We start from the raw sequence: 19,990 nt of genomic DNA, 5'->3' as shown, positions 1-19,990 counted from the left end.
CCGCGCGTGCGGCCCGGCCCGGGGGGTGCGCGGGCGGCGGCGCGGGGAACACCGGCAGCGCGGCGTCCTGGCAGGCCGCCAGGTACAGGGCGTCCGCCAGCTCCGTCCACGTCGGCGTCTCCGGCTCCGGGGCGGCCGGGGCCCGCCCGGCCCGCCCGGACTCCCGGGCGGCCTGGAACGGCGGCTCCGCGGACGCGGCCGTCATCCCGGCCTCGATTCCGCCTTCGCTCCGTCGAGCCGGTGCCACAGCGCGTCGACCAGCTCCGCCAGGGCCCCCTCGTCGGCGGGGAAGCGGCCCGAGGTCGCCAGGTACACGGAGTTGAGCAGTTGGTCGACGGCCAGGCCCCCGCGCTCCTGGCTGCGCTGCAGGAACCGCTCGATGAGGTCGCCGCCGTCCCCGGCGCGGGTGACCGCCCCCTCCGTGAGGTGGGCCGTCACCATGTCGGCGAGCTGGGTGTGATCCGGATCGGGCATATGCAGCCGCAAACAGCGGCGTAAGAAGGCGGGCGGGAACTCGCGCTCGCCGTTGGAGGTGATGACCACGACCGGGAAGGCCCGGCAGCGCACGACGCCGCCGACGATCTCGGCGGTGCCCTCCGGGTCGTCGGTCAGGACGGTCACGCGCGGGTGGCGCCGCCGGGCCCGGAGCAGTTCGGGGATGGGGTACTGGCCCTCCTCGAAGACGCTCAGCAGGTCGTTGGCCAGGTCCTGGTCGCACTTGTCCAGCTCGTCGACCAGCAGCACGCGGGGCGTCTCGTACGGCAGCAACGCCGTGCCGAGGGGGCCCAGTTGGACGTAGTCGCCGATGCCGGGGAGCTGGTCCTCGCCCGGCGCGCGATCACCCGGGCGGCCGGCGGCCCCGGTGGGCGCGGCGGGGGCGCCGTCGGCCGCGGCGCGGAGGGCGGCGGAGTCCTGGACGCGGCCGATCGCGTCGTACCCGTACAGTCCCGAACGCAACGTCGTGCGGCTGGTGATGTGCCAGCGCAGCACGCGGCCGAGGCGCAGCTCGCGGCTGATGCGGTAGGCGAGGCTGCTCTTGCCGGTGCCGGGGCGGCCGGTCACGAGCAGCGGGCGCCGCAGCAGCAGGGCGGCGTTGACCATGTCCGCCTCGCGCCGGAGCTGGTCGGACGCGGGCAGGCGCCCCGAGGGCTTGCCGAGCCGGCGCTCGGCCTCCTCGTCGTCCGCCGGGGCCGGCGGCATCACGGGCCCGCCGGTGAACCTGCGCCACGGCGGCGGGTCGGGGAGGAGCTCGCGCAGGTCGGTGTCGTACAGCGGCTGTCCCGAACCGCGGTAGATCCACCAGCGGTCGGAGCCGGGGAGGTGCGCTCCGGGCGGTGCGCCGTCGCCGGAGGCGGAGGCCGCCGCGGGGCCCGTGGCGGAGCCCGCCGGGGCGGCCGGGGTGTCGGAGGCGGCCGGGTCACCGGAGCCGTCCGGGGTGTCGGAGGCGGCCGGGTCACCGGAGCCGTCCGGGTCCCCTGTGGTTTCCGTGGCCCCTGTGGTCTCCGTGGATCCTGGGGTCCTTGCGGTGCCCGTGTCCCCGGTGTCCGCCGTGCCGGGAGTTGCGGCCGTGTCCTGTGACCGGACGTCCCCGGCGCGCGCGGCACCGACCGGACGGACCCCTCGGTCCACGCCGTCCTCCGGAAGCATCGCGCCTACCCTCCCCCTTGTGCGGAAGAATCCGCCATGGCCCCGCCCCCGCCCGGGAGGCGGTACGGATCGTCCCAGAGCAGTGCCGCGTGGCGCCCGAGCGCGGACGCGGCACAGTCGCCCTCAGCAGCATCCCCGCCTTTCGCCTCTATGCGCAACGACCGGACGGCATCAGGTAGTTGGTGGATTCCTGTGCGAGCGGCCAAGTCGGCCAGTTCGTCGCGGAACACCGGGTCCACACCACCCCGCCTGTCCCAGACCACGATCGGGACTCCGGCGCGCAGCGACTCGGCCAGCTCGTCGACCCCGGAGCAGTCGCCACCGGCCCGGCCCGGGGTGTCGCTGAGGACCACCATGACGCGCCGGGGGTCCGACAGGAGCCGGGAGCGGCCGTCGTCGGGGAACCAGTGGACGGGGCCCGCGCGACCGGTCAGCAGCGCGTCCCAGCGCCGCGCCCAGCGTCCATGCGTGTCCGGGCGTTCCATCCTTTCGAGGCTGCGAAGCAGCACCGGGTGGTCCTCCCCGAGGCTGCCGTCGGCGCCGTGGAAGCCCCGCTTCGCCCACTGCTCGACGGGCAGCCCGAGCAGCTCCCTGGGCAGCACGAACTCCAGGGTGAGGTCCTCCTTGCAGAAGTAGGCCCAGCCCGTCTCGGCCTCCTCCACCAGCGACTTGACCTGCTCGGGCAGCTCCGCCACGTCCACGCGCAGGTCCCCGCCGCGCACCGGGTACGGCTCGGGGCCCCCGATCTGCCACCAGTACGACAGGAGCCGCTCGTCCTCGTGGTCGGGGTCGGGCAGCGGGCGCAGCCGGATCAGCAGGCAGGCGCTGGGCGCCCACACCGGGTCCTGCCCGACGACCCGCACCGGCCGGGGGCCGCGCACCCCGCGTCCGGAACCGGTCCCACCGCCAAAAAGGCCGGATTCCGCCCCCGCCGCCACGGCAAGTCCCGTATCACCGGTTGTGGCCGGAACCTCCGGATAAGCGGCCGGGCGGGCCTGCCCGGCCGGGCGCGCGGGCTCGGCGCGGTACGTCTCGGGGCAGGCGCGGTGCTCCTGCGCCCAGGCGAGCAGGTCCTGCTGCTGCCGGCCCTTGGCGTGGCGCGCGAAGTGCTCGACGAGCAGCACGCAGGGCGGCACGTCGCCGGGGCGGGCGTTGAGCGTGGCGGCGTGCACGACGGCGAGCCAGGGCTCGGTGCAGTGCGCGGGCAGGGGGTCGGCGCCGTGCCGCATGGCGTCCTGGTACGCCCCGGCGACGTCGAGCACGCTCAGGTCGCCGAGGAGCTTCATCAGGGCTTCCCAGTCCTCCGGCGGGAACAAGGGCACCTCCGCCACGGCGATCGCGGTCCGTACGCGCTCGGTGTAGCGCGTGTTGCCTTCGAGCAGCTCGACGACGCCGCCGAGGACCTGGAGCCCGTCGGGGTACTCCAGGACGGCCATGAGCAGGGACGACAGATACGTGCGCCGCCGGGCGCTGTCCGGCACGGCGATGGTCGCGCGCAGGCTCCGGCTCACCATGCGGGTGCACTCGCGAAGGGTGGCCGACTCGTCGAAGGCCGGCACGCCGTCCAGGGCGTCGAGCACGATCTTGGGCGGTCCCCAGGAGTGCGTCACCGGGCATCGCCGCCCGGGTCCGCGGGCCAGAGCTCGTCGAGCAGGGCCAGCGCCGCCCGCGCCGGCCGCGAGCCGTCGTCGAGCAGGCGCACCGCGTCGACGAGGGCCCGGCGCCCTTCGCGGTGGTCCACGCAGGCCTGTACGAGGTGGAAGAGCTGGAGCCGGGGCCGGGGGTGGCTGCGTATCCCGTGGCGCAGGGGCGCGGGCAGGAGCTGCCGCAGCGCCGCCCCGCCGTCCTCCTCCACGTGGCGGATGCCCAACAGGGCGTCGGCGAGGGCGAACTGGGCCCGGTCGTCGGGGAGCGGCGGCTCGGGGGCGGGCACGGGCCGGGCGGGCGGCGGGCCGTGGCCGTCCAGCGCCGGGGCCAGGTCCGGCCAGGCGCGGGCCGCCTCCTGCAGGGGAAGCATCCAGGCCGCCCTGGTCTGCCGGTCGTTGAAGGCGGCGGTGACCATGCCCACCACCCTGCGGGCGGCCGGGTCCCAGACGCCCGCGCCGCTGAAGCCGGGCGCGATCCAGGCGGCCGTGGCGCCCGTGCCGTCGAGCTGCACCCAGTGCGGGTGGGGGCCTCCGCTGCCCGCGAGCCGGGCCGTCGCCCACAGCCCGTCGGGGGCCCGGCCCGGGTAGCCGTACATCCGCACCTCGCGGCCGGGGGGCGCGTCGCACCGGCCGAGGGGCGCCGGGCGGACGGCGTCGGGCGGCCGCCAGTCGGTGGCGAGGACCGCGAGGTCCCCGCCCGGCGCGCCGTCCAGGGGGCCCGGGAACCAGCCGCCCGCCACGACCGTGGCCGTGCCGCGTGGCGCGTCGGGGAACCCGGCGGCGTCGAGCAGCACCGGATCGGCGGGCGGGGCCGGTCCCGGGCGTGCGCCCAGGGCGCCCGCGACGACGTGCGCGCAGCTCAGGACGAGCCCGGGCGCCACCAGGATGCCGGCGCCGTGCACGGTCCCGCGCGGTGACAGCACGCGCACCCGTCCCGCGGCGGGCGTGTCTTGCCAGTCCCCCTCGGCCACTGCCCCGCCCCTTCCCCCGGCACGGACCCGACGGTGCACTTCCCCCTACGGAGCCAGCGTACGAAGGACGCACGCTCGGCGCACCGGCGCGGCGCGCACCGGAGTACTCCGTGACGTTCCCAGGTCGTTCCCCGGCGGTTAACCGGGAAACCGTCGGGTCACGGCCACACCAGGCAGTAGGCCTGGTGGCCCGCGTCGTGCAGGCGGTGGCTGAAGTCCTGCCACTCGTGCAGGAGTTGGTAGACGTTGAACGCGTCCCGGGGGCCGCCGCGGTCGGGGACCGTGGACCAGATGAAGGCCGCGGCGCCGACGGACTCCTCGCCGACGCCCCGCAGCGGGTCGACGACCGTCATGGGGAGCTTCACGACCGCGTAGTCGGGGTGGAGGACGACCAGTTCCAGCGGGGGGACCTTGTGCAGGGGTATGCCCTCGATGCCGGTGAGGACCATCGCGGCCATCGTCTCCGGCTTGATCTTCGTGAACATGCCGCCCATGCCCAGCTCGTCACCGCCGAGCTCCTCGGGCCGCATCGAGATCGGTACCCGGGCCGCCGTCGCGCCGTCCGGGGCGCCGAAGTACTTGTACGTCACCCCCACCCCGCCACTCCTGCTTCCCGTACGGTCCCGCCTCGTCCTGTCCGGCGCCCGCTGCTCGGGAGCCGGGGCCGCCTCCGCATCTCGCCGGTGCTTTCCCCGCCGGGCACGCCGGGGACCCAGGCCGTCGGTCCCCTCGCCCAGTCCACCACCGCGCTGCATATCTCCACCCGACTGCTTTTCCAGGGCGCGCGGGCCTTGCCGCGCAACCCGATCATCGTGTCAGTGACCTCCCCCACGGTCACCCGCCGAAACGTGGGGTGAAACACCAGTCCACAGGATTTCCGCACCAGCCGCCCCAGGAGGTGACGGCGCGAGCGGAAAGCCGGTGGACAGGAGGCCCCGGCACGACGACCGGACCCTCTGACACCATGGTTCATGTGAGCTTCCCGTATAGCGCCCCAGTTTCGCAGACTCTTTTCGACCGTGCGGCGGCCGTGACGCCCGGCGGTGTGAACTCGCCCGTCCGCGCCTTCCGCGCGGTGGGCGGTACGCCCCGCTTCATGGTGTCCGGTACCGGTCCGTACCTCACGGACGCCGACGGCCGCGAGTACGTCGACCTCGTGTGTTCGTGGGGCCCCATGATCCTCGGCCACGCCCGCCCCGAGGTGACCGCCGCCGTGCAGGAGGCCGTCGCGCGCGGTACGTCCTTCGGTACGCCGGGCGAGGGCGAGGTCGCCCTCGCCGAGGAGATCGTGGCCCGGATCGCGCCGGTGGAGCAGGTCCGCCTGGTGTCCAGCGGCACCGAGGCGACCATGTCGGCCATCCGGCTCGCGCGCGGGTTCACCGGCCGCGCCAAGGTGATCAAGTTCGCCGGCTGCTACCACGGGCACGTCGACGCGCTGCTCGCGGCGGCCGGTTCCGGCGTCGCCACCCTGGGCCTCCCGGACACCCCGGGCGTCACGGGCGCGCAGGCGGGCGACACGATCGTGCTGCCGTACAACGACCTGGAGGCCGTGAACGAGGCCTTCCACAACCACCCGGGCGAGATCGCCTGCGTGATCACGGAGGCCTCGCCGGGGAACATGGGCGTGGTGCCGCCCCGGCCCGGCTTCAACCAGGGGCTGAAGACCGCGTGTGAGCGCAACGGCGCCCTGTTCATCTCCGACGAGGTCATGACCGGGTTCCGCACCAGCAGGGCCGGCTGGTTCGGCGTGGACGGGGTCGTGCCCGACCTGATGACCTTCGGCAAGGTCATGGGCGGCGGCTTCCCCGCCGCCGCGTTCGGCGGCCGCGCCGAGGTGATGGCGCACCTGGCGCCCGCGGGCCCGGTCTACCAGGCGGGCACGCTGTCGGGGAACCCGGTCGCCACCGCCGCCGGCCTCGCCCAGCTCCGACTCCTGGACGACGCCGCGTACGCCACGCTCGACGCCGTGTCGGAGCGCGTCCGCTCGCTGGTGACGGAGGCGCTGACGAAGGAGGGCGTCGCGCACCGCCTGCAGCACGCCTCGAACATGTTCTCGGTGTTCTTCACCGACCGCGAGGTGCGGAACTACGAGGACGCGCGCGGGCAGGAGTCCTTCCGCTTCACCGCGTTCTTCCACTCGATGCTGGCGCAGGGCGTGTACCTGCCGCCGTCGGCCTTCGAGTCCTGGTTCCTCTCCACCGCCCACGACGAGCGCGCGATCGAGAAGATCGCCCAGGCGCTGCCGGCCGCCGCGCGCGCGGCCGCGGCGGCCACGAACTCCCCGGAGGCCACGGCATGAGCGCGGCGAGCGAGAAGGCGGGTGCCGGGAGCGCGGGCAGCGAGAAGGCGGGCGCCGGGAGCGCGGGTGAGGAACTGACCGTCGTGCACCTGATGCGCCACGGCGAGGTGCACAACCCCGACGGCATCCTGTACGGGCGCCTGCCCGGCTACCACCTCTCGGACCTCGGCCGGCGGATGGCCGACCGGGTCGCCGAGCACCTGTCCTCGCGGGACATCACGCACGTGGTGGCCTCGCCGCTGGACCGGGCGCAGGAGACGGCGACGCCGATCGCCAAGGCGCACGGCCTGGACCTCGCCACGGACCGGCGGCTCATCGAGGCGGAGAACGTCTTCGAGGGCAAGACCTTCGGCGTCGGCGACGGCGCCCTGAAGAACCCGGACAACTGGAAGCACCTGGTCAACCCGTTCCGGCCGTCCTGGGGCGAGCCGTACATAGAGCAGGTCGTACGGATGATGGGCGCCCTCGACGCGGCGCGGCAGGCCGCGCGCGGGCACGAGGCGGTGTGCGTCAGCCACCAGCTCCCGATCTGGATCGTGCGCAGCTTCGTGGAGAAGCGGCGGCTGTGGCACGACCCGCGCAAGCGGCAGTGCACGCTGGCGTCGCTGACGACGTTCACGTTCCGGGGCGACAGGATCGTTTCGGTGGGGTACTCGGAGCCGGCGCGGGATCTGGTGCCGAAGCACCTCCTGGCGGGGGCCAAGCCGGTCAAGGGGCAGGCCAAGGCCTTCGGAGCCTGACGCTGCGCTGGGCTGGGCGGGGGTGGCCTGGCCCGGCCTGGGCGGGGTGTTCCTGCTGGGGCCTGGCCTCCCTGAGCCTTCCCCTGCGGGGGGCTTGGTCCTTGCCCCTGCGGGTGCGTTGTCCGGTGCGCGTGCGTGGGGGCTGGGCGCGCAGTTCCCCGCGCCCCTTACGGGGCGGTCAAGTCCTGGGCCCCTTACGGGGCGGTGAGGCACCGCGCCCCTACTGCTGCCTCGGGGCAGGGTTCTGTGGGGTCGCTGTGTGCGGCGGGTGATGGTGGGGTCACCCTATGGCGTGGAATGTCTGGTCTTCGTCAAAGGTGTCAAAAAGGTCCGGGTTGGCCGGAACCCGCTCCTTCGCTGTGCCCTCTAAGTGGTTGTCCTTTGCACTAACGAGGGCGCGACGAATGGGGATGGAATGCGCGACGACAGCCGGACGGACATAGGCGACGGAGCGGCGGTCACGGGCCGTGGCGTGCTCAGTCGCCGGGGCGCGATAGGCCTGGGCCTGGGCGCCGCGGCGGCCGTCTCCCTCACCGCCTGCGGTTCCGGCTCCGGTGACGCGAGCCCCGCCGCGGACAAGGGGAAGGGCGGCGGCGAGGCGCCGGAACGGCCCGCGAAGCCGATCGGCGACGGCTCCACGGCGTTCACCGGGAAGCAGCCGAAGCAGCCGGAGGCGCCCCGGCCCCTGGAGCCCGGCGAGACGCCGCCGCAGTTCGTCGTCTTCTCCTGGGACGGGGCGGGCGAGGTCGGCAACGGCCTGTTCCCGCGCTTCCTGAAGCTCGCCGAGGAGCACGACGCGCGGATGACGTTCTTCCTCTCCGGGCTCTATCTGCTGCCGGAGTCCAAGAAGCGGCTCTACCGGCCGCCGAACAACGCCGTCGGCGCCTCCGACATCGGCTACCTCACCGACGACCACATCAAGGAGACGCTGAAGTACGTCCGCCAGGCGTGGCTGGAGGGCCACGAGATCGGCACGCACTTCAACGGGCACTTCTGCGCGGGCACCGGCTCCGTGGCGAACTGGACCCCCGCCCAGTGGCGCAGCGAGATCGACCAGGCCATGTCCTTCGTGAAGAAGTGGCGCACCCACACGGGCTGGTCCGACCTGCCCCCGCTGCCCTTCGACTACGACAAGGAGCTGGTCGGCGGCCGTACGCCCTGCCTGCTCGGGCAGAACAACCTGCTGCCGACCGCCAAGAAGCTCGGCTGGCGCTACGACGCCTCCTCGCCGGGCGGGCGCCAGAAGTGGCCCGAGAAGAAGATGGGCGTCTGGGACCTGCCGCTGCAGGCCGTGCCGTTCCCCGGCCACTCCTTCGAGGTCCTGTCGATGGACTACAACATCCTCGCCAACCAGTCGAAGAACTCCACGAAGGCCCCGCCGGCCAACTACCCGGGCTGGCGCAAGCAGGCCACCGAGGCCTACATCGCCGGCTTCAGGCGCGCCTACGAGTCCAACCGCGCCCCGTTCTTCATCGGCAACCACTTCGAGGAGTGGAACGGCGGCATCTACATGGACGCCGTCGAGGAGGCCCTGAAGCACATCGCGGGGAAGAAGGACGTGCGCCTCGTCTCGTTCCGGCAGTTCGTGGACTGGCTGGACGTGCAGAAGCCCGAGACGCTCGCCAAGCTGCGCGGCCTGGAGGTCGGCCAGCAGCCCGCCGGTGGCTGGAAGGCGTACCTCTCCGGGGCCTCCGGCACCTCCGGCAGCCGCAAGGACGCCGAGAAGGAGACCGGGGACGCCGCCTGACGGCCCCCGGCCACGGGCGCGGAAACCCTGTCTGAAAGGGGACTTTCCGCAACCGCGGGGGGCGTCGAAGATCCCCGAATCGGGCATGCGAAACTTTTCACATGAGTGCCGCCTGCCGCGCCCCCCGCAGCCAGAACCGCAGCCTTGACCGCCGCACCAGCAGCCGTCGCAGTCGCGTGACGGCGCTGGCGGCGGTCGCGGCGGCCGCCGCGCTCACCCTGACCGCGTGCGGCTCCGGCGGCACCTCGGGCGGCTCCGGCAAGACGAACTTCGTCGCCGGGTCCGACGGCATCGCCACCGTCAAGAAGGGCGAGCGGCACGACGCGCCCGCCCTGGAGGGCGAGACCCTCGACGGCGGCGAGGTCGCCCTGGCCGACTACAAGGGCAAGGTCGTCGTCGTCAACGTGTGGGGCTCCTGGTGCCCGCCGTGCCGGGCCGAGGCGCCGGGCTTCGCCAAGGTGGCCAAGGAGACCAAGTCCCAGGGCGTCGAGTTCCTCGGCATCAACGCCAAGGACCCCGAGAAGGGCCCGGCGATCTCCTTCGAGAAGGACAAGGGCATTCCGTACCCGAGCCTGTACGACCCGATGGGCAAGCTGATGCTGCGCTTCCCGCGGGGCACGCTCAACCCGAACTTCATCCCCTCCACCCTCGTCATCGACCGGGAGGGGAAGATCGCGGCACGCTCGCAGCAGGCACTCAGCGAGGAGAAGCTGCGCAAGATGATCGACCCGCTCGTCGCGGAGAAGTGATCCACGTGTCCGCCGCCACCGTCCTCCACGGCACCGTCACGCTCGCCGCGTCCGGGGAGAACCAGACCATCATCAGCGGCGCGCTGCTGCTCGCGATCCCCGTCGCGGTGCTCGGCGGCCTCGTCTCGTTCTTCTCGCCCTGCGTGCTGCCGCTCGTACCGGGCTACCTCTCGTACGTCACCGGGGTCACCGGCCAGGACCTGGAGGAGGCCAAGCGGGGCCGGATGGCCCTCGGTGCCGGCCTCTTCGTGCTCGGGTTCACCGCGATCTTCGTCCCGGCCGGGATGTTCTTCGGGGCCATGGGCCAGACCCTGCGGGAGCACCAGAGCACCATCACGCACATCCTCGGCGTGGTGATGATCCTGCTCGGCTTCTTCTTCATGGGCATGATGCCCTGGCTCACCCAGCGCGAGTTCCGCTTCCACAAGCGGCCGGCCACCGGGCTCCTGGGCGCCCCGATACTGGGCGCCCTCTTCGCCGTCGGCTGGACGCCGTGCGTCGGGCCGACCCTCACCGCCGTCAACACCCTGTCCTTCGAGGGCGCCAACCCGCAGCGCGGCGCGATCCTCGGCGTCGCCTACTGCCTGGGGCTCGGCATCCCGTTCATCGTCGCGGCCGTCGCCTTCCGCAAGGCACTCGGCGCGTTCGGCTGGGTGAAGCGGCACCATGTGTGGGTCATGAGGATCGGCGGCGGCATGATGATCGCGACCGGGCTCCTCCTCGTCACCGGCGTCTGGGACAGCGTCGTGCAGGACATGCAGGTGTGGACCAACCGCTACTCGGTGGGAATCTGATCCATGAGCGACACCAAGACGAATCCGCGCGGCGACGAGCGGTCCGACCTCGGCGAGGCCGGGGCCCAGCTCTCGACGGCTCCCCAGGAGGAGTCCGCGACGGCCGTGCCCGCGCTCGGCGTCCTCGGCTGGTTCCGCTGGTTCTGGCGCCAGCTCACCTCCATGCGGGTCGCGCTCCTGCTGCTCCTGCTGCTCTCGCTCGGCGCGATCCCCGGCTCGCTCATCCCGCAGCAGGGCACCGACGAGCTCAAGGTCCAGGACTTCAAGGACACCCACACCACGCTCGCGCCCCTCTACGAGAAGCTCGGGCTCTTCCACGTCTACAGCTCGGTGTGGTTCTCCGCGATCTACATCCTGCTCTTCGTCTCCCTCATCGGCTGCATCGTCCCGCGGACCTGGCAGTTCGTCGGCCAGCTCCGCGGCCGACCGCCCGCCGCGCCCAAGCGGCTCACGCGGCTGCCCGCGTACACGACGTGGCGCACCGACGCCACGCCCGAGCAGGTCGACGAGGCCGCGCTCGCGCTGCTGAAGCGGCGCCGCTTCCGCTCCCACCGGGTGGGCGGGGCGGTCTCCGCCGAGAAGGGCTATCTGCGCGAGGCCGGGAACCTGATCTTCCACGTCGCCCTGATCGTCATGCTGATCGCCTTCGCCGCCGGACAGCTCTTCAAGTCCGAGGGCGGCAAGCTGATCATGGAGGGCGACGGCTTCTCCAACACGCTCACGCAGTACGACGACTTCAAGTCCGGCAACCTCTTCGACATCGCGGACCTGGAGCCCTTCAGCTTCAGGCTGGACCGGTTCGAGGGCTCGTACGAGGTGACCGGGCCCCAGCGCGGCACCGCCCGCACCTTCAAGGCGCACGTCACCTACAGCGAGGGCGCGGACGGGCCGGAGAAGAAGAAGGTCGTCGAGGTCAACAAGCCGCTGGAGATCAACGGCACCAAGGTGTACCTCGTCGGCCACGGGTACGCGCCCAAGGTCACCGTCCGCGACGGGCGCGGCAAGGTCGTCTACAGCGCGTCCGTGCCGCTGCTGCCCATCGACTCCATGGGCACGGCCACCGGCGCGGTCAAGGTCCTCGACGGCTACCGCGACAAGAACGGCAAGCCGGAGCAGCTCGGCTTCAACGCCTTCTTCGTGCCGACCTTCGCGGGTGACGGCATGGGGCAGATGTTCTCCCAGTTCCCCGCGCCCATCAATCCGCGGCTCGCGCTCTCCGCGTACCACGGCAGCCTCGGCGTGGACTCCGGCGTCCCGCAGAACGTGTACCAGCTCGACACGCGCAAGATGCAGAAGTTCAAGGACGCCAACGGCGAGCTGTTCAAGAAGCGGCTCAAGATCGGCGAGACCATGAAGCTGCCGAACGGCGCCGGGTCGATCACCTTCGAGAAGGAGCTCAAGCAGTGGGCGAGCTTCCAGATCTCGCAGGAGCCGGGCAGCGGCTGGGCGCTCGGCGGTGCCGTCGCCGCCATCGCGGGCCTGGCCGGGTCGCTGTTCATCCAGCGCCGCCGCGTGTGGGTGCGGGCGGCGCGGGGCGCCGACGGCGTCACCGTGGTGGAGATGGCGGGCCTCGGCCGCAGCGAGTCCGCCAAGGTGGCGGAGGAACTCGCGGCGCTCGCCGCGGAGCTCCACGACCGCGCGCCGTCCTCGCCGGACGCGCCCGCGGAGGCGGACGCGACGCCGGAGCCCGAGCCGGAGGCGGACTCCGGGCAGGCCCCGGCCCCGGCGCCCGAGAGCGGGACCGAGCGGACCGCCGCCACGGACCCCGCGGCAGCCACGGACGCGACGGACCCCGCGGCAGCCGCCGAAGCCACGGACCCCGCCAACGCCCCGGCCCCCGCCGCCAAGGGTTCCGCCCCGTCCGGCAAGGGCGCCCCGGCTCCCCCGTCCGGCAAGGACCCCGCATCCGAGACAACCGACCCCACCCCCGATGTCGTACCTGCCGAAGGGGCTGAGAAGTGACGCACGCGACCACCGTCGCCGCCGCGACCAACGAGAACCTCGCGCACATCAGCAATGTGCTGATCTACTCCGCGATGGCCGTCTACCTCCTCGCCTTCTTCGCGCTCATGGCGGAGTGGCTCTTCGGCAGCCGCAGCAAGGTCGCCCGCACGGCCGCCGCGCTGACGACGGCCGGGGCGGCCGGGGAAGGAGCGGAGGGCGGCGCCAAGGCCGCCGCGCCCGCCGTCACCGTCCGGTCGAAGGGCGGCACGGCCACCCTGGAGCGCCCGAAGGCCGCGCCCGCGGTCGTCACCCGCGCCGCCGCGGGCAGCCGTGACGTCCCGGACGGCCCGGGTGCCGCCGCCGGTGACGAGCAGGGCGACCTCTACGGCCGCATCGCCGTCTCCCTCATCGCCCTCGGCTTCCTCGTCGAGGCCGCCGGGGTGGTCACCCGCGCGCTGTCCGTGGAGCGGGCGCCGTGGGGCAACATGTACGAGTTCAACATCACCTTCTCCACGGTCGCCGTCGGCGTCTTCCTGTCGCTGCTCGCCCTGAAGAAGAACGTGCGCTGGATCGGCCTGCCGCTGATCACCACGATCCTGCTCGACCTCGGCCTCGCGGTCACCGTCCTGTACACCGACAGCGACCAGCTCGTCCCGGCCCTGCACTCGTACTGGCTGTGGATCCACGTCTCCACCGCGATCTTCTGCGGCGCCGCCTTCTACGTCGGCGCGGTCTCCACGGCGGCGTACCTCTTCAAGGACTCCTACGAGGCCAAGCTCCAGCGCGGCGGCACGCCGGGCCGGTTCGCGACCTCCGTGATGGAGCGGCTGCCCGCCTCCGCCTCGCTGGACAAGTTCACGTACCGCATGAACGCGGCGATCTTCCCGCTGTGGACGTTCACGATCATCGCGGGCGCGATCTGGGCGGGCGACGCCTGGGGCCGGTACTGGGGCTGGGACCCCAAGGAGGTCTGGTCCTTCATCACCTGGGTCGCGTACGCCGGTTACCTGCACGCTCGCGCGACGGCCGGCTGGAAGGGCCGCAAGGCCGCCTACCTGGCCCTGGTCGCCTTCGGCTGCTGGCTGTTCAACTACTACGGCGTCAACATCTTCGTCAGCGGCAAGCACTCGTACGCCGGGGTCTGAGCACCCCCGCGCCGGCAAGGCCGGTTCCTGTGGCACGGGCCACGGGAACCGGCCTTCGTCGTACGGACAGACAAGGGGCGTGGAGACGCATCAGGGGGAACTCGCGGCACGGCGGCGGACGCGCGCACGGATCAGGGGCTCGGACCCGGACGCCTTCGGGGAGCTCTTCGACACCTACGCCCGCTCCGTCTACAACCACGCCTACCGCCTGACGGGGGACTGGTCGACGGCCGAGGACATCGTGTCGCTGACCTTCCTTGAGGCGTGGCGGCTGCGCGACCGGGTCACCGAGGACGGCGGGTCGCTGCGGCCGTGGCTGCTCGGCATCGCCACGAACGTGACCCGCAACCAGCGGCGCGCCACCCGCCGCCACGCCGCGGCCGTGGCCCGGCTGCCGCGCGACGAGGCCGTGGCCGACTTCGCCGACGAGGTGGCCGGGCGCGTCGACGACGAGGAGCAGCTCGCCCTCGTCCGCACCGCCCTGGCGAAGCTGCGCCGCGCCGACCGCGAGGTCCTCGCGCTGTGCGTGTGGTCGGGGCTCGGCTACGAGGCGGCGGCGGACGCGCTCGGCATCCCGGTGGGGACGGTGCGCTCCCGGCTGTCACGGGCACGGGCAAAACTCGCGAAACATATGGAACCGCTCAAAGGGCGCGGACAGTTGAGAGGTGACCGCGCGAACGCGGTCAGGCCTATCGAGGAGGGCGTCCGATGACGTCGTACGAGGACTCCGACGGCTTCGCCACCGTGCCGGAGCGAGACCTCCCGCCGGGCCGCCACCTGCGCCTGAAGGAGCATCTGTTGAGCGAGATCCGGCAAGAGGACACCGACACCGCGCCGCGCGCGGGCAGGAGCTGGCTGCGGCCCTCGCTGGTCGCGGGCGCCGTGGCCGCGGCGGTCGCCGCGGGCCTGGTCGTGGCGCAGCCGTTCAGCGAGGACACGGCACAGGCCGGTCCGCCGTCGAAGGAGACCGTCGCGATGCTCGAGGACATCGCGGCGGCGGCGGGGCGGCAGCCCGCACCGAAGAACCTGCGGGACGACCAGTTCGTGTACATCAAGACCAGGGAGAGGTACGTGGAGACGGGCAGCGACGAGACCGCCCGCCTGCAGCCCCTGCACGTGCGGGAGTACTGGCAGTCGGTGGACGGCAAGCACACGGAGGTGGTGAACGACCGCGTCGACGGCTTCGACCACGAGCGCATGCCGCCGGACCTGCCCCTCGTGGAAGGCAGCCAGGACTACCGCAGCCTGCAGAAGATGCCGGGCGACCCCGTCAACATGCGGGACTGGCTGTACCGGGTGGCGAGCGGGGGCGAAAGCAGGGACCAGAACGCCTTCGTCCTCGTCGGCGACCTCTGCGGCGGCCTGATGCCGCCGAAACAAGCCGCCGCCCTGTACCTCGCCGCGTCGAAGATCCCCGGTGTCGAGCTCGTCGACGACGCGGTGGACGCGGCGGGGCGGCGCGGCGTGGCCATCGCCCGCGAGAACGACGGTGAGCGGCGGGAGCTGATCTTCGACAAGAAGACCAAGCAGTTCCTCGGCGAGCGCCAAGTCGCGGTGGAGGACCTGCCGACCGGCTTCAAGAAGGGCACGGTGACCGCCCACACCGCCGTCCTGGAGCGGAAGGTCGTCGACAAGGCGGGCGAACGCCCCTAGGTGATCCGCTCCGGGTGCGTGACCCGGGCGGCCGGGTGCGTGAGGCTGGCATCCATGAGCGATACCAGCGACATCATCGAGCGGGGCACGAGCCGCACCGAGGGGGACACGCACACGCTCCACTGGGTGCTGCGCCTGCCGCACCCGGTGGCCGCGGTCTGGGCGGCGGTGGCCACCCCGGAGGGACTGCCGGGGTGGCTCGCCGCCGCCGACGTGTTCGAGCCGCGCCTGGGCGGCGCGGTGACGCTGCGGTGGCTCAACACGCCGGACCCGGTGGCGGCCGTGCACGCGGGGCGCGTCACCGCCTGGGACCCGGACGTGGTGGCGGAGTACACGATCGACCTGCACGGGCGGTGCCGCTTCCACCTGGAGCACGCCGGGGACACCGGGACGACGCTGCGCTTCACCAACGAGATGACCGGCGACGACGGCTTCCGCCTCGACTGCCTCGCCGGCTGGCACGACCACTTCGAGTACCTGGTGGCCGCGCTGGCCGGACACCCGAAGGACTGGTCGACGTGGACCCTCGACCGGTGGCGCGAGCTGCGCGCGTCCTACGCCTGACCGGCGCGCGGGCCACGCGGCCGGTCAGGCGCGGCGCAGGCCGCGGATCCTCTGCTGCGCGGCACCGAGGGCGTGCGCGAGCTCGATGCGGGCGCACTCCTGCTTCATGGCGCGCACCAGCAGGGCGTGGTGCTCGGCGGGCGTCGTCCGGGCGCCGGGTTCCTGGTCCGGGAGCAGGGTGGCCAGGTAGGCGTCGGCGTGCTCGACGACGGCGCGCAGCTCCGCCGAGACCGCCTCGGCCTGGCCGATCGAGCCCTTGATCACGTTGCTCAGCCGGGCCACCCCGGCGACGTCGGCCGCCCGGCAGGGCCTCTGCGCGAGGCCGCACAACTCCTCGAACAGGTCCTTGAGGTACTGGCCGGCCTCCTCGAGGTCCTTGGCTTCGTCGTCCCTGGCCCGCGTGGTCCGCATCCAGGCGAAGACCTCCTTGTGGTGCCGGATGCCGTAGACGGTCACGACCGTCATGGCCGCGCCGACCAGGGCGGCCACCAGCAGGGAGCCGGCACTGGTCCCGAGCGCCAGGGTGGTGGAGGGGAAGGGCATCGTCGTCTGATCCGTTCGGGGCACGTGCGGGACCCGCGGGGCCCGGGGCACTGGAGACGGGGGGATGAAGGGGAGGAGGGGGCGAGGGGGCGCTGTCGGCGTGGACTAGGCCGACATGGCGATGTCGCGGAGGAGGAAACGGTCCGTCACCACGAACTGCCGGTACTTGCTCGTGATGACGCCATGGGTGCCGCGCAGGCGGCGGATGGCGTTCTCCACGGTGGAGACGCCCATCATGAGGGCGTCCGCGAGGTCCTTCTGGCTGGGCCCCAGGATGGTGGTGTGGCCGGGGTTCGCCGGGGCGGGCGTGCTGGCGTGGTCGGCGAGGTGGAGCAGCAGGCCGCCGACCCGCTGGAGGGGTGTGCGGGTGGCGGTGCCGTAGATCAGTTCGTCGCTGCGGTTGCGGTCCTCAAGGCTGCGCAGGAGGGCCAGTTGGATCTCCGGGTGGCGGCTGAGCAGCCAGTTCATGCGCGTCACGGGGCAGGGCATGACCCAGGTGGTGGTGAGGCAGGCGGCCTTGACCGACTCCCGGGGGTAGATCAGCTTGGCTTCCCCCAGTATCTGGCCGACGCCGCGGAACCGGGTGATGCGCGGGGCGTCCGCGCCCGTGCCGAGGGGGAAGCGCTCCTGGCGGACGCAGCCGCCGAGGACGAGGTACACGTGCTGGTCGTCCGGCCCGATGGGCAGCTCCTCGTCCCGCGCGTAGACACGGGCGTCCGACCCCCACGCGGCGACCAGCAACGGCCAGGAGTCGGCGGGCAGGTGGTGCAGGAAGGTGCCCCGCGGCATGGCCTGGTGGCCCTTGAGCACGTCGGTCGTACGGAAGGCGTCGACCCTGGGGGGCATCACGCACCCCCGGTCCCGGGCTTCCGGTGCGCCGCCGCGCGGCCGGCCGGGCCGCGCCCGGCGGCGGGGGGAGGCCACGCGGGCGGGAACGAACCTGCTTTCCAGGGCGGGAAGGTGTGCGGTGCGACCTCGCCATCGGTCATGGCGGTCTGCATCGGTCTGAGGTCCTTTCGACTCCGCGGTGCCGGGCCGGGTGCGTCCGCTCGTACGGCGGACGCATCCCGGGTGGTGGGTCCAGCGCCCTCTCCATCGCGTGTCATCCGGGTGGTGAGGCCGGTGCGAGGCGAAGACGCTCAGAAGGCTACGCCTATGCGAGTCAGAAATGCCAGCCGCGCCGCGACCAGGGCCGTTCCGTTGATCCGACGTGAAAAGGAAGCCCCTCCGGAGAGGGTTTTGTTACGTGATCATCCCGATCTATGTGATGCGCATCACAGGGGTCTTCGGTAACCCGGATGCGTGAATCTGAAGGGGCGCGGCATTTGAAAGTCTTTACGCGGCAAAGGTGCGGAATTTATTCCGTATGAGCACCGGGGGGCGCGGACGTTAACATTCCGAAAAACGCAGAGGCCCCGGGGAACCACCCCCGGGGCCTCCGGAAAGGGTCTGGACCCACCAAGGCTCAGACCGGACATCCAGTAAACACCATGAGCTGCGAAAAGGTCACACCGCGGCGGAAATAAGCGGTCAGCCGCCCCTCGCGGGAGGGGTTTTCCGGCGCGGGGACGGCTCGGCCGGGGCGGCGATCGAGACGGATCGTCTCGACTCCCATTTGTTCCTTTGGTCCGTTTCGCGACCGCGTGCCGCGCCCTCGGCTTCGCAGCACCTCCACACCGGCCGACAATATCGAATAATGATCACCCGCAAGGTGCCGGAGATTGGACAAGTGAGGCATGCCTTGCTTGGCCGTTCGGTAGCTCATGTGTTCCAGGCCGGTGAAATGCATTTCCCGTTCCGGTGACCGTTCTGTCGCGCCGGAAACCATTTAACGGACGACTTGTGCCGCCACTCGGACCGACCCGGCCGACGAATAAAGGATTTCCGGTCAATGGGTCGCACGGCGCTACTCCCGCGTAAGTCGACTAAGCAACAGCCCCACGGGGCGCGCGGGGCGCGAGGAGTGCGGTGAGGGGCTCTTCCCGCCGTGACTTTCCGCCATGCCAAGGCCTTCGGGAGGCGCGTCGGCGTCAACTCGGCGGCGCTCCGCGCGGCGTGCGCGCCGTCTGCCGTCCGGGGTCCGCCGTCCGCGGTTCGCCGTCCGCCTCAGCCCGACGCGATCGCGTCGAGCTGCGCCCGGAGATAGGTGTGCGAATCCGTGCCCCGCACGTCCGTGCCCGGGTCGCACTCGTAGAAGTACACCAGCGACATCAGCTCCTCGGCGGGCGCGTCCGCCGGGGGCGGGAGGACGCGGTGGCGGCCCGCGCGCCAGCGGCCGCCGCTCCACCGGGCCATCAGGTCACCGATGTTGACCGTGAACGCCTCCGGGTCCCAGGGCGCGTCCCGCCAGCCGTCCTCGTCCGTGAACACCTGGAGCCCGCCGCGGCCCGCCTGCCGGTCGAGGACCGTGACCGTGCCGAAGTCGGTGTGCGCGCCGATGCGGAACTGGCCGGGCTCGGGCTCGCCGAGCGTGTCCCGCCCCGGGTACCAGTTGATGTTGAAGCCCCAGGTGGGGTGGCCGGTGTGGCGGGTGAAGAAGTCCTCCGGCCCGCCGAGCGCGGCGGCGAGCAGTTCGAGGAGCTGGTCGGAGAGCGCCCGCATCCGCGCCAGGTACGTCTCCACGGGCGCGCGCAGGCCGGGTGCCTCGGCGGGCCAGACGTTGGGCGCGAACCACTCGGCGTCCACGGCCGGGTCGCCCGTCGGCTCGTCGGCGGCGAAGGACAGCGACTCCTTCAGGTCCGGCGGGGACGCCGTGCCCTCCGCGTAGCTGTTGGCCTCGGCGCCCGGGCCGAGCCAGCCGCGGCCGCCGACCCGGGTGCCGTACGCCTCCTTCGCGGCGGGCGGCAGCCGGAAGAAGGCGCGGGCCTCCGCGCGGATCGCCGCGCGCAGCTCCGCGGGGACGCCGTGGCCGGTGACCAGGAGGAAGCCGGCGGTGCGGAGGCCTTCGTCGACGGTTGCGGCGATGCGGGAGCGGGCCTCTGGGCCGTCTGCGTGCCAGGCGCGGAGGTCGACGGTGGGGATGGTCATGGGTCCATGCTGCCCGCGTGGGACGCCCCAGTCCCGCCCCTTTCCCGTAACCAGGGGCGCTGCGCCCCCTGGACCCCAGCCCGATCGCGCTCCGCGCTCGTCCTCAAACGCCGGACGGGCTGAAGTGCCCTGGCGTGACGGTCAGGTGTGGCTGTACGGGTGGGCGGGTGGGAAGGAAACCCCGCCAGGCGCACCTCGCCGGAGGAATCCGCTCAGGACTCGTCCCGTCTGTCGTCCGGGTCCTTCCCCAGCCCCTTCAAGAACTCGGGGTTGTCATCCGGAGCCACCCACCCCCGGGAAGAGCGCGCCCCACCCGCGGGGCGGCGCTTCTTGCCGGTGACGAACCACGCGACCGGCCCGAGCAGCACCTCGCCGAAGAGCAGGACGATGATGACCCACACCACCTTGGGCAGGTGGCGCACCTCGTTCTCCGGGGTGTTGAGCACATCGATGAAGGCGTAGATCCACACGGCCAGGACCAGCAGGAACGGCAGATACCTGAGCATGTGAGGGCGATCCTC

General features: G+C 72.5%; 19 protein-coding genes. 10 read left to right on the top strand and 9 right to left on the bottom strand.

Annotation, left to right across the window (positions count from 1 at the left end):
* From QK440_RS30850 to QK440_RS30830, 5 genes are all read right to left on the bottom strand, one after another.
* The coding region (locus QK440_RS30850) for a hypothetical protein (RefSeq protein WP_282796524.1) at nucleotides 1-205 on the bottom strand (205 nt) is incomplete at its 3' end.
* Complete coding sequence (locus QK440_RS30845) at nucleotides 202-1,629, bottom strand: AAA family ATPase (protein ID WP_349239328.1); 1,428 nt, start codon at nucleotides 1,627-1,629, stop codon at nucleotides 202-204. The genes QK440_RS30845 and QK440_RS30850, both read right to left, overlap by 4 nt.
* A 23-nt stretch (nucleotides 1,630-1,652) precedes the next feature.
* Nucleotides 1,653-3,257, bottom strand: a complete 1,605-nt coding sequence (locus QK440_RS30840; protein WP_282796523.1) for a hypothetical protein — start codon at nucleotides 3,255-3,257, stop codon at nucleotides 1,653-1,655.
* A complete protein-coding gene (locus QK440_RS30835) occupies nucleotides 3,254-4,264 on the bottom strand; it encodes a trypsin-like peptidase domain-containing protein (protein ID WP_282796522.1) in 1,011 nt (336 codons plus the stop codon). Before QK440_RS30835 ends, QK440_RS30840 begins: the two co-directional genes overlap by 4 nt.
* Before the next feature lie 158 nt (nucleotides 4,265-4,422).
* On the bottom strand, nucleotides 4,423-5,019 hold the full coding sequence (locus tag QK440_RS30830; RefSeq protein ID WP_190136627.1) for a hypothetical protein: 597 nt from the start codon (nucleotides 5,017-5,019) through the stop codon (nucleotides 4,423-4,425).
* A gap of 209 nt (nucleotides 5,020-5,228) precedes the next feature.
* Between QK440_RS30830 and hemL the strand changes: the two genes are divergently transcribed.
* From hemL to QK440_RS30780, 10 genes are all read left to right on the top strand, one after another.
* The gene (hemL, locus tag QK440_RS30825; RefSeq protein WP_282796521.1) at nucleotides 5,229-6,563 is read left to right on the top strand and encodes a glutamate-1-semialdehyde 2,1-aminomutase; all 1,335 of its coding nucleotides are present in this window, start codon (nucleotides 5,229-5,231) and stop codon (nucleotides 6,561-6,563) included.
* Nucleotides 6,564-6,655: 92 nt separating this feature from the next.
* Complete coding sequence (locus QK440_RS30820) at nucleotides 6,656-7,303, top strand: histidine phosphatase family protein (RefSeq protein WP_282796526.1); 648 nt, start codon at nucleotides 6,656-6,658, stop codon at nucleotides 7,301-7,303.
* Nucleotides 7,304-7,718: 415 nt separating this feature from the next.
* Nucleotides 7,719-9,050 carry a hypothetical protein gene (locus tag QK440_RS30815; protein WP_282796520.1) on the top strand — a complete coding sequence of 444 codons (1,332 nt, stop codon included), beginning with the start codon at nucleotides 7,719-7,721 and terminating at the stop codon, nucleotides 9,048-9,050.
* A gap of 101 nt (nucleotides 9,051-9,151) precedes the next feature.
* Complete coding sequence (locus QK440_RS30810) at nucleotides 9,152-9,799, top strand: TlpA disulfide reductase family protein (protein ID WP_282796519.1); 648 nt, start codon at nucleotides 9,152-9,154, stop codon at nucleotides 9,797-9,799.
* Between the two features lie 5 nt (nucleotides 9,800-9,804).
* Nucleotides 9,805-10,593 (top strand): cytochrome c biogenesis CcdA family protein, encoded by a 789-nt coding sequence (locus tag QK440_RS30805; protein WP_282796518.1) that lies wholly within the window; start codon nucleotides 9,805-9,807, stop codon nucleotides 10,591-10,593.
* Nucleotides 10,594-10,596: 3 nt separating this feature from the next.
* Nucleotides 10,597-12,555: a cytochrome c biogenesis protein ResB gene (locus QK440_RS30800; protein ID WP_282796517.1), complete on the top strand. Its 1,959-nt coding sequence runs from the start codon at nucleotides 10,597-10,599 to the stop codon at nucleotides 12,553-12,555.
* Entirely contained in the window at nucleotides 12,552-13,682 is a 1,131-nt protein-coding gene (gene ccsB, locus QK440_RS30795; protein ID WP_282796516.1) for a c-type cytochrome biogenesis protein CcsB, read from the top strand. Before QK440_RS30800 ends, ccsB begins: the two co-directional genes overlap by 4 nt.
* Nucleotides 13,683-13,761: 79 nt before the next feature.
* Nucleotides 13,762-14,394: an RNA polymerase sigma factor gene (locus tag QK440_RS30790; RefSeq protein WP_282796515.1), complete on the top strand. Its 633-nt coding sequence runs from the start codon at nucleotides 13,762-13,764 to the stop codon at nucleotides 14,392-14,394.
* The gene (locus QK440_RS30785; protein WP_282796514.1) at nucleotides 14,391-15,335 is read left to right on the top strand and encodes a CU044_5270 family protein; all 945 of its coding nucleotides are present in this window, start codon (nucleotides 14,391-14,393) and stop codon (nucleotides 15,333-15,335) included. The genes QK440_RS30790 and QK440_RS30785 overlap by 4 nt, the downstream gene beginning before the upstream one ends.
* Nucleotides 15,336-15,389: 54 nt before the next feature.
* The gene (locus QK440_RS30780; protein WP_282796513.1) at nucleotides 15,390-15,899 is read left to right on the top strand and encodes an SRPBCC domain-containing protein; all 510 of its coding nucleotides are present in this window, start codon (nucleotides 15,390-15,392) and stop codon (nucleotides 15,897-15,899) included.
* Between the two features lie 24 nt (nucleotides 15,900-15,923).
* Here QK440_RS30780 and QK440_RS30775 read toward each other — a convergent pair whose 3' ends face one another.
* The 4 genes from QK440_RS30775 to QK440_RS30760 form a co-directional block, all read right to left on the bottom strand.
* Nucleotides 15,924-16,442, bottom strand: a complete 519-nt coding sequence (locus QK440_RS30775; RefSeq protein ID WP_282796512.1) for a hypothetical protein — start codon at nucleotides 16,440-16,442, stop codon at nucleotides 15,924-15,926.
* Nucleotides 16,443-16,547: 105 nt separating this feature from the next.
* Nucleotides 16,548-17,288: a Crp/Fnr family transcriptional regulator gene (locus tag QK440_RS30770; RefSeq protein WP_282796511.1), complete on the bottom strand. Its 741-nt coding sequence runs from the start codon at nucleotides 17,286-17,288 to the stop codon at nucleotides 16,548-16,550.
* A gap of 1,260 nt (nucleotides 17,289-18,548) precedes the next feature.
* Entirely contained in the window at nucleotides 18,549-19,469 is a 921-nt protein-coding gene (locus QK440_RS30765; protein WP_282796510.1) for a 2-oxoglutarate and iron-dependent oxygenase domain-containing protein, read from the bottom strand.
* 212 nt (nucleotides 19,470-19,681) lie between these two features.
* Nucleotides 19,682-19,975 carry a PLD nuclease N-terminal domain-containing protein gene (locus QK440_RS30760; protein WP_282796509.1) on the bottom strand — a complete coding sequence of 98 codons (294 nt, stop codon included), beginning with the start codon at nucleotides 19,973-19,975 and terminating at the stop codon, nucleotides 19,682-19,684.
* Nucleotides 19,976-19,990: the final 15 nt, after the last annotated feature.

It is taken from the genome of Streptomyces sp. CC224B (assembly GCF_030010595.1).
Classification (GTDB): domain Bacteria; phylum Actinomycetota; class Actinomycetes; order Streptomycetales; family Streptomycetaceae; genus Streptomyces; species Streptomyces longispororuber.
The sequence above is the reverse complement of the archived record's forward strand: the minus strand, read 5'-3'. Positions and strand labels throughout refer to the sequence as shown.

Coding starts and splice junctions, on each gene's coding strand:
- QK440_RS30775 (WP_282796512.1), bottom strand. CDS start 16,442: ATGCCCTTCCCCTCCACCACCCTGGCGCTCGGGACCAGTGCCGGCTCC.
- QK440_RS30800 (WP_282796517.1), top strand. CDS start 10,597: ATGAGCGACACCAAGACGAATCCGCGCGGCGACGAGCGGTCCGACCTC.
- QK440_RS30760 (WP_282796509.1), bottom strand. CDS start 19,975: ATGCTCAGGTATCTGCCGTTCCTGCTGGTCCTGGCCGTGTGGATCTAC.
- QK440_RS30830 (WP_190136627.1), bottom strand. CDS start 5,019: ATGCAGCGCGGTGGTGGACTGGGCGAGGGGACCGACGGCCTGGGTCCC.
- QK440_RS30765 (WP_282796510.1), bottom strand. CDS start 19,469: ATGACCATCCCCACCGTCGACCTCCGCGCCTGGCACGCAGACGGCCCA.
- QK440_RS30785 (WP_282796514.1), top strand. CDS start 14,391: ATGACGTCGTACGAGGACTCCGACGGCTTCGCCACCGTGCCGGAGCGA.
- QK440_RS30810 (WP_282796519.1), top strand. CDS start 9,152: ATGAGTGCCGCCTGCCGCGCCCCCCGCAGCCAGAACCGCAGCCTTGAC.
- hemL (WP_282796521.1), top strand. CDS start 5,229: ATGGTTCATGTGAGCTTCCCGTATAGCGCCCCAGTTTCGCAGACTCTT.
- QK440_RS30815 (WP_282796520.1), top strand. CDS start 7,719: ATGCGCGACGACAGCCGGACGGACATAGGCGACGGAGCGGCGGTCACG.
- QK440_RS30820 (WP_282796526.1), top strand. CDS start 6,656: ATGCGCCACGGCGAGGTGCACAACCCCGACGGCATCCTGTACGGGCGC.
- QK440_RS30780 (WP_282796513.1), top strand. CDS start 15,390: ATGAGCGATACCAGCGACATCATCGAGCGGGGCACGAGCCGCACCGAG.
- QK440_RS30770 (WP_282796511.1), bottom strand. CDS start 17,288: ATGCCCCCCAGGGTCGACGCCTTCCGTACGACCGACGTGCTCAAGGGC.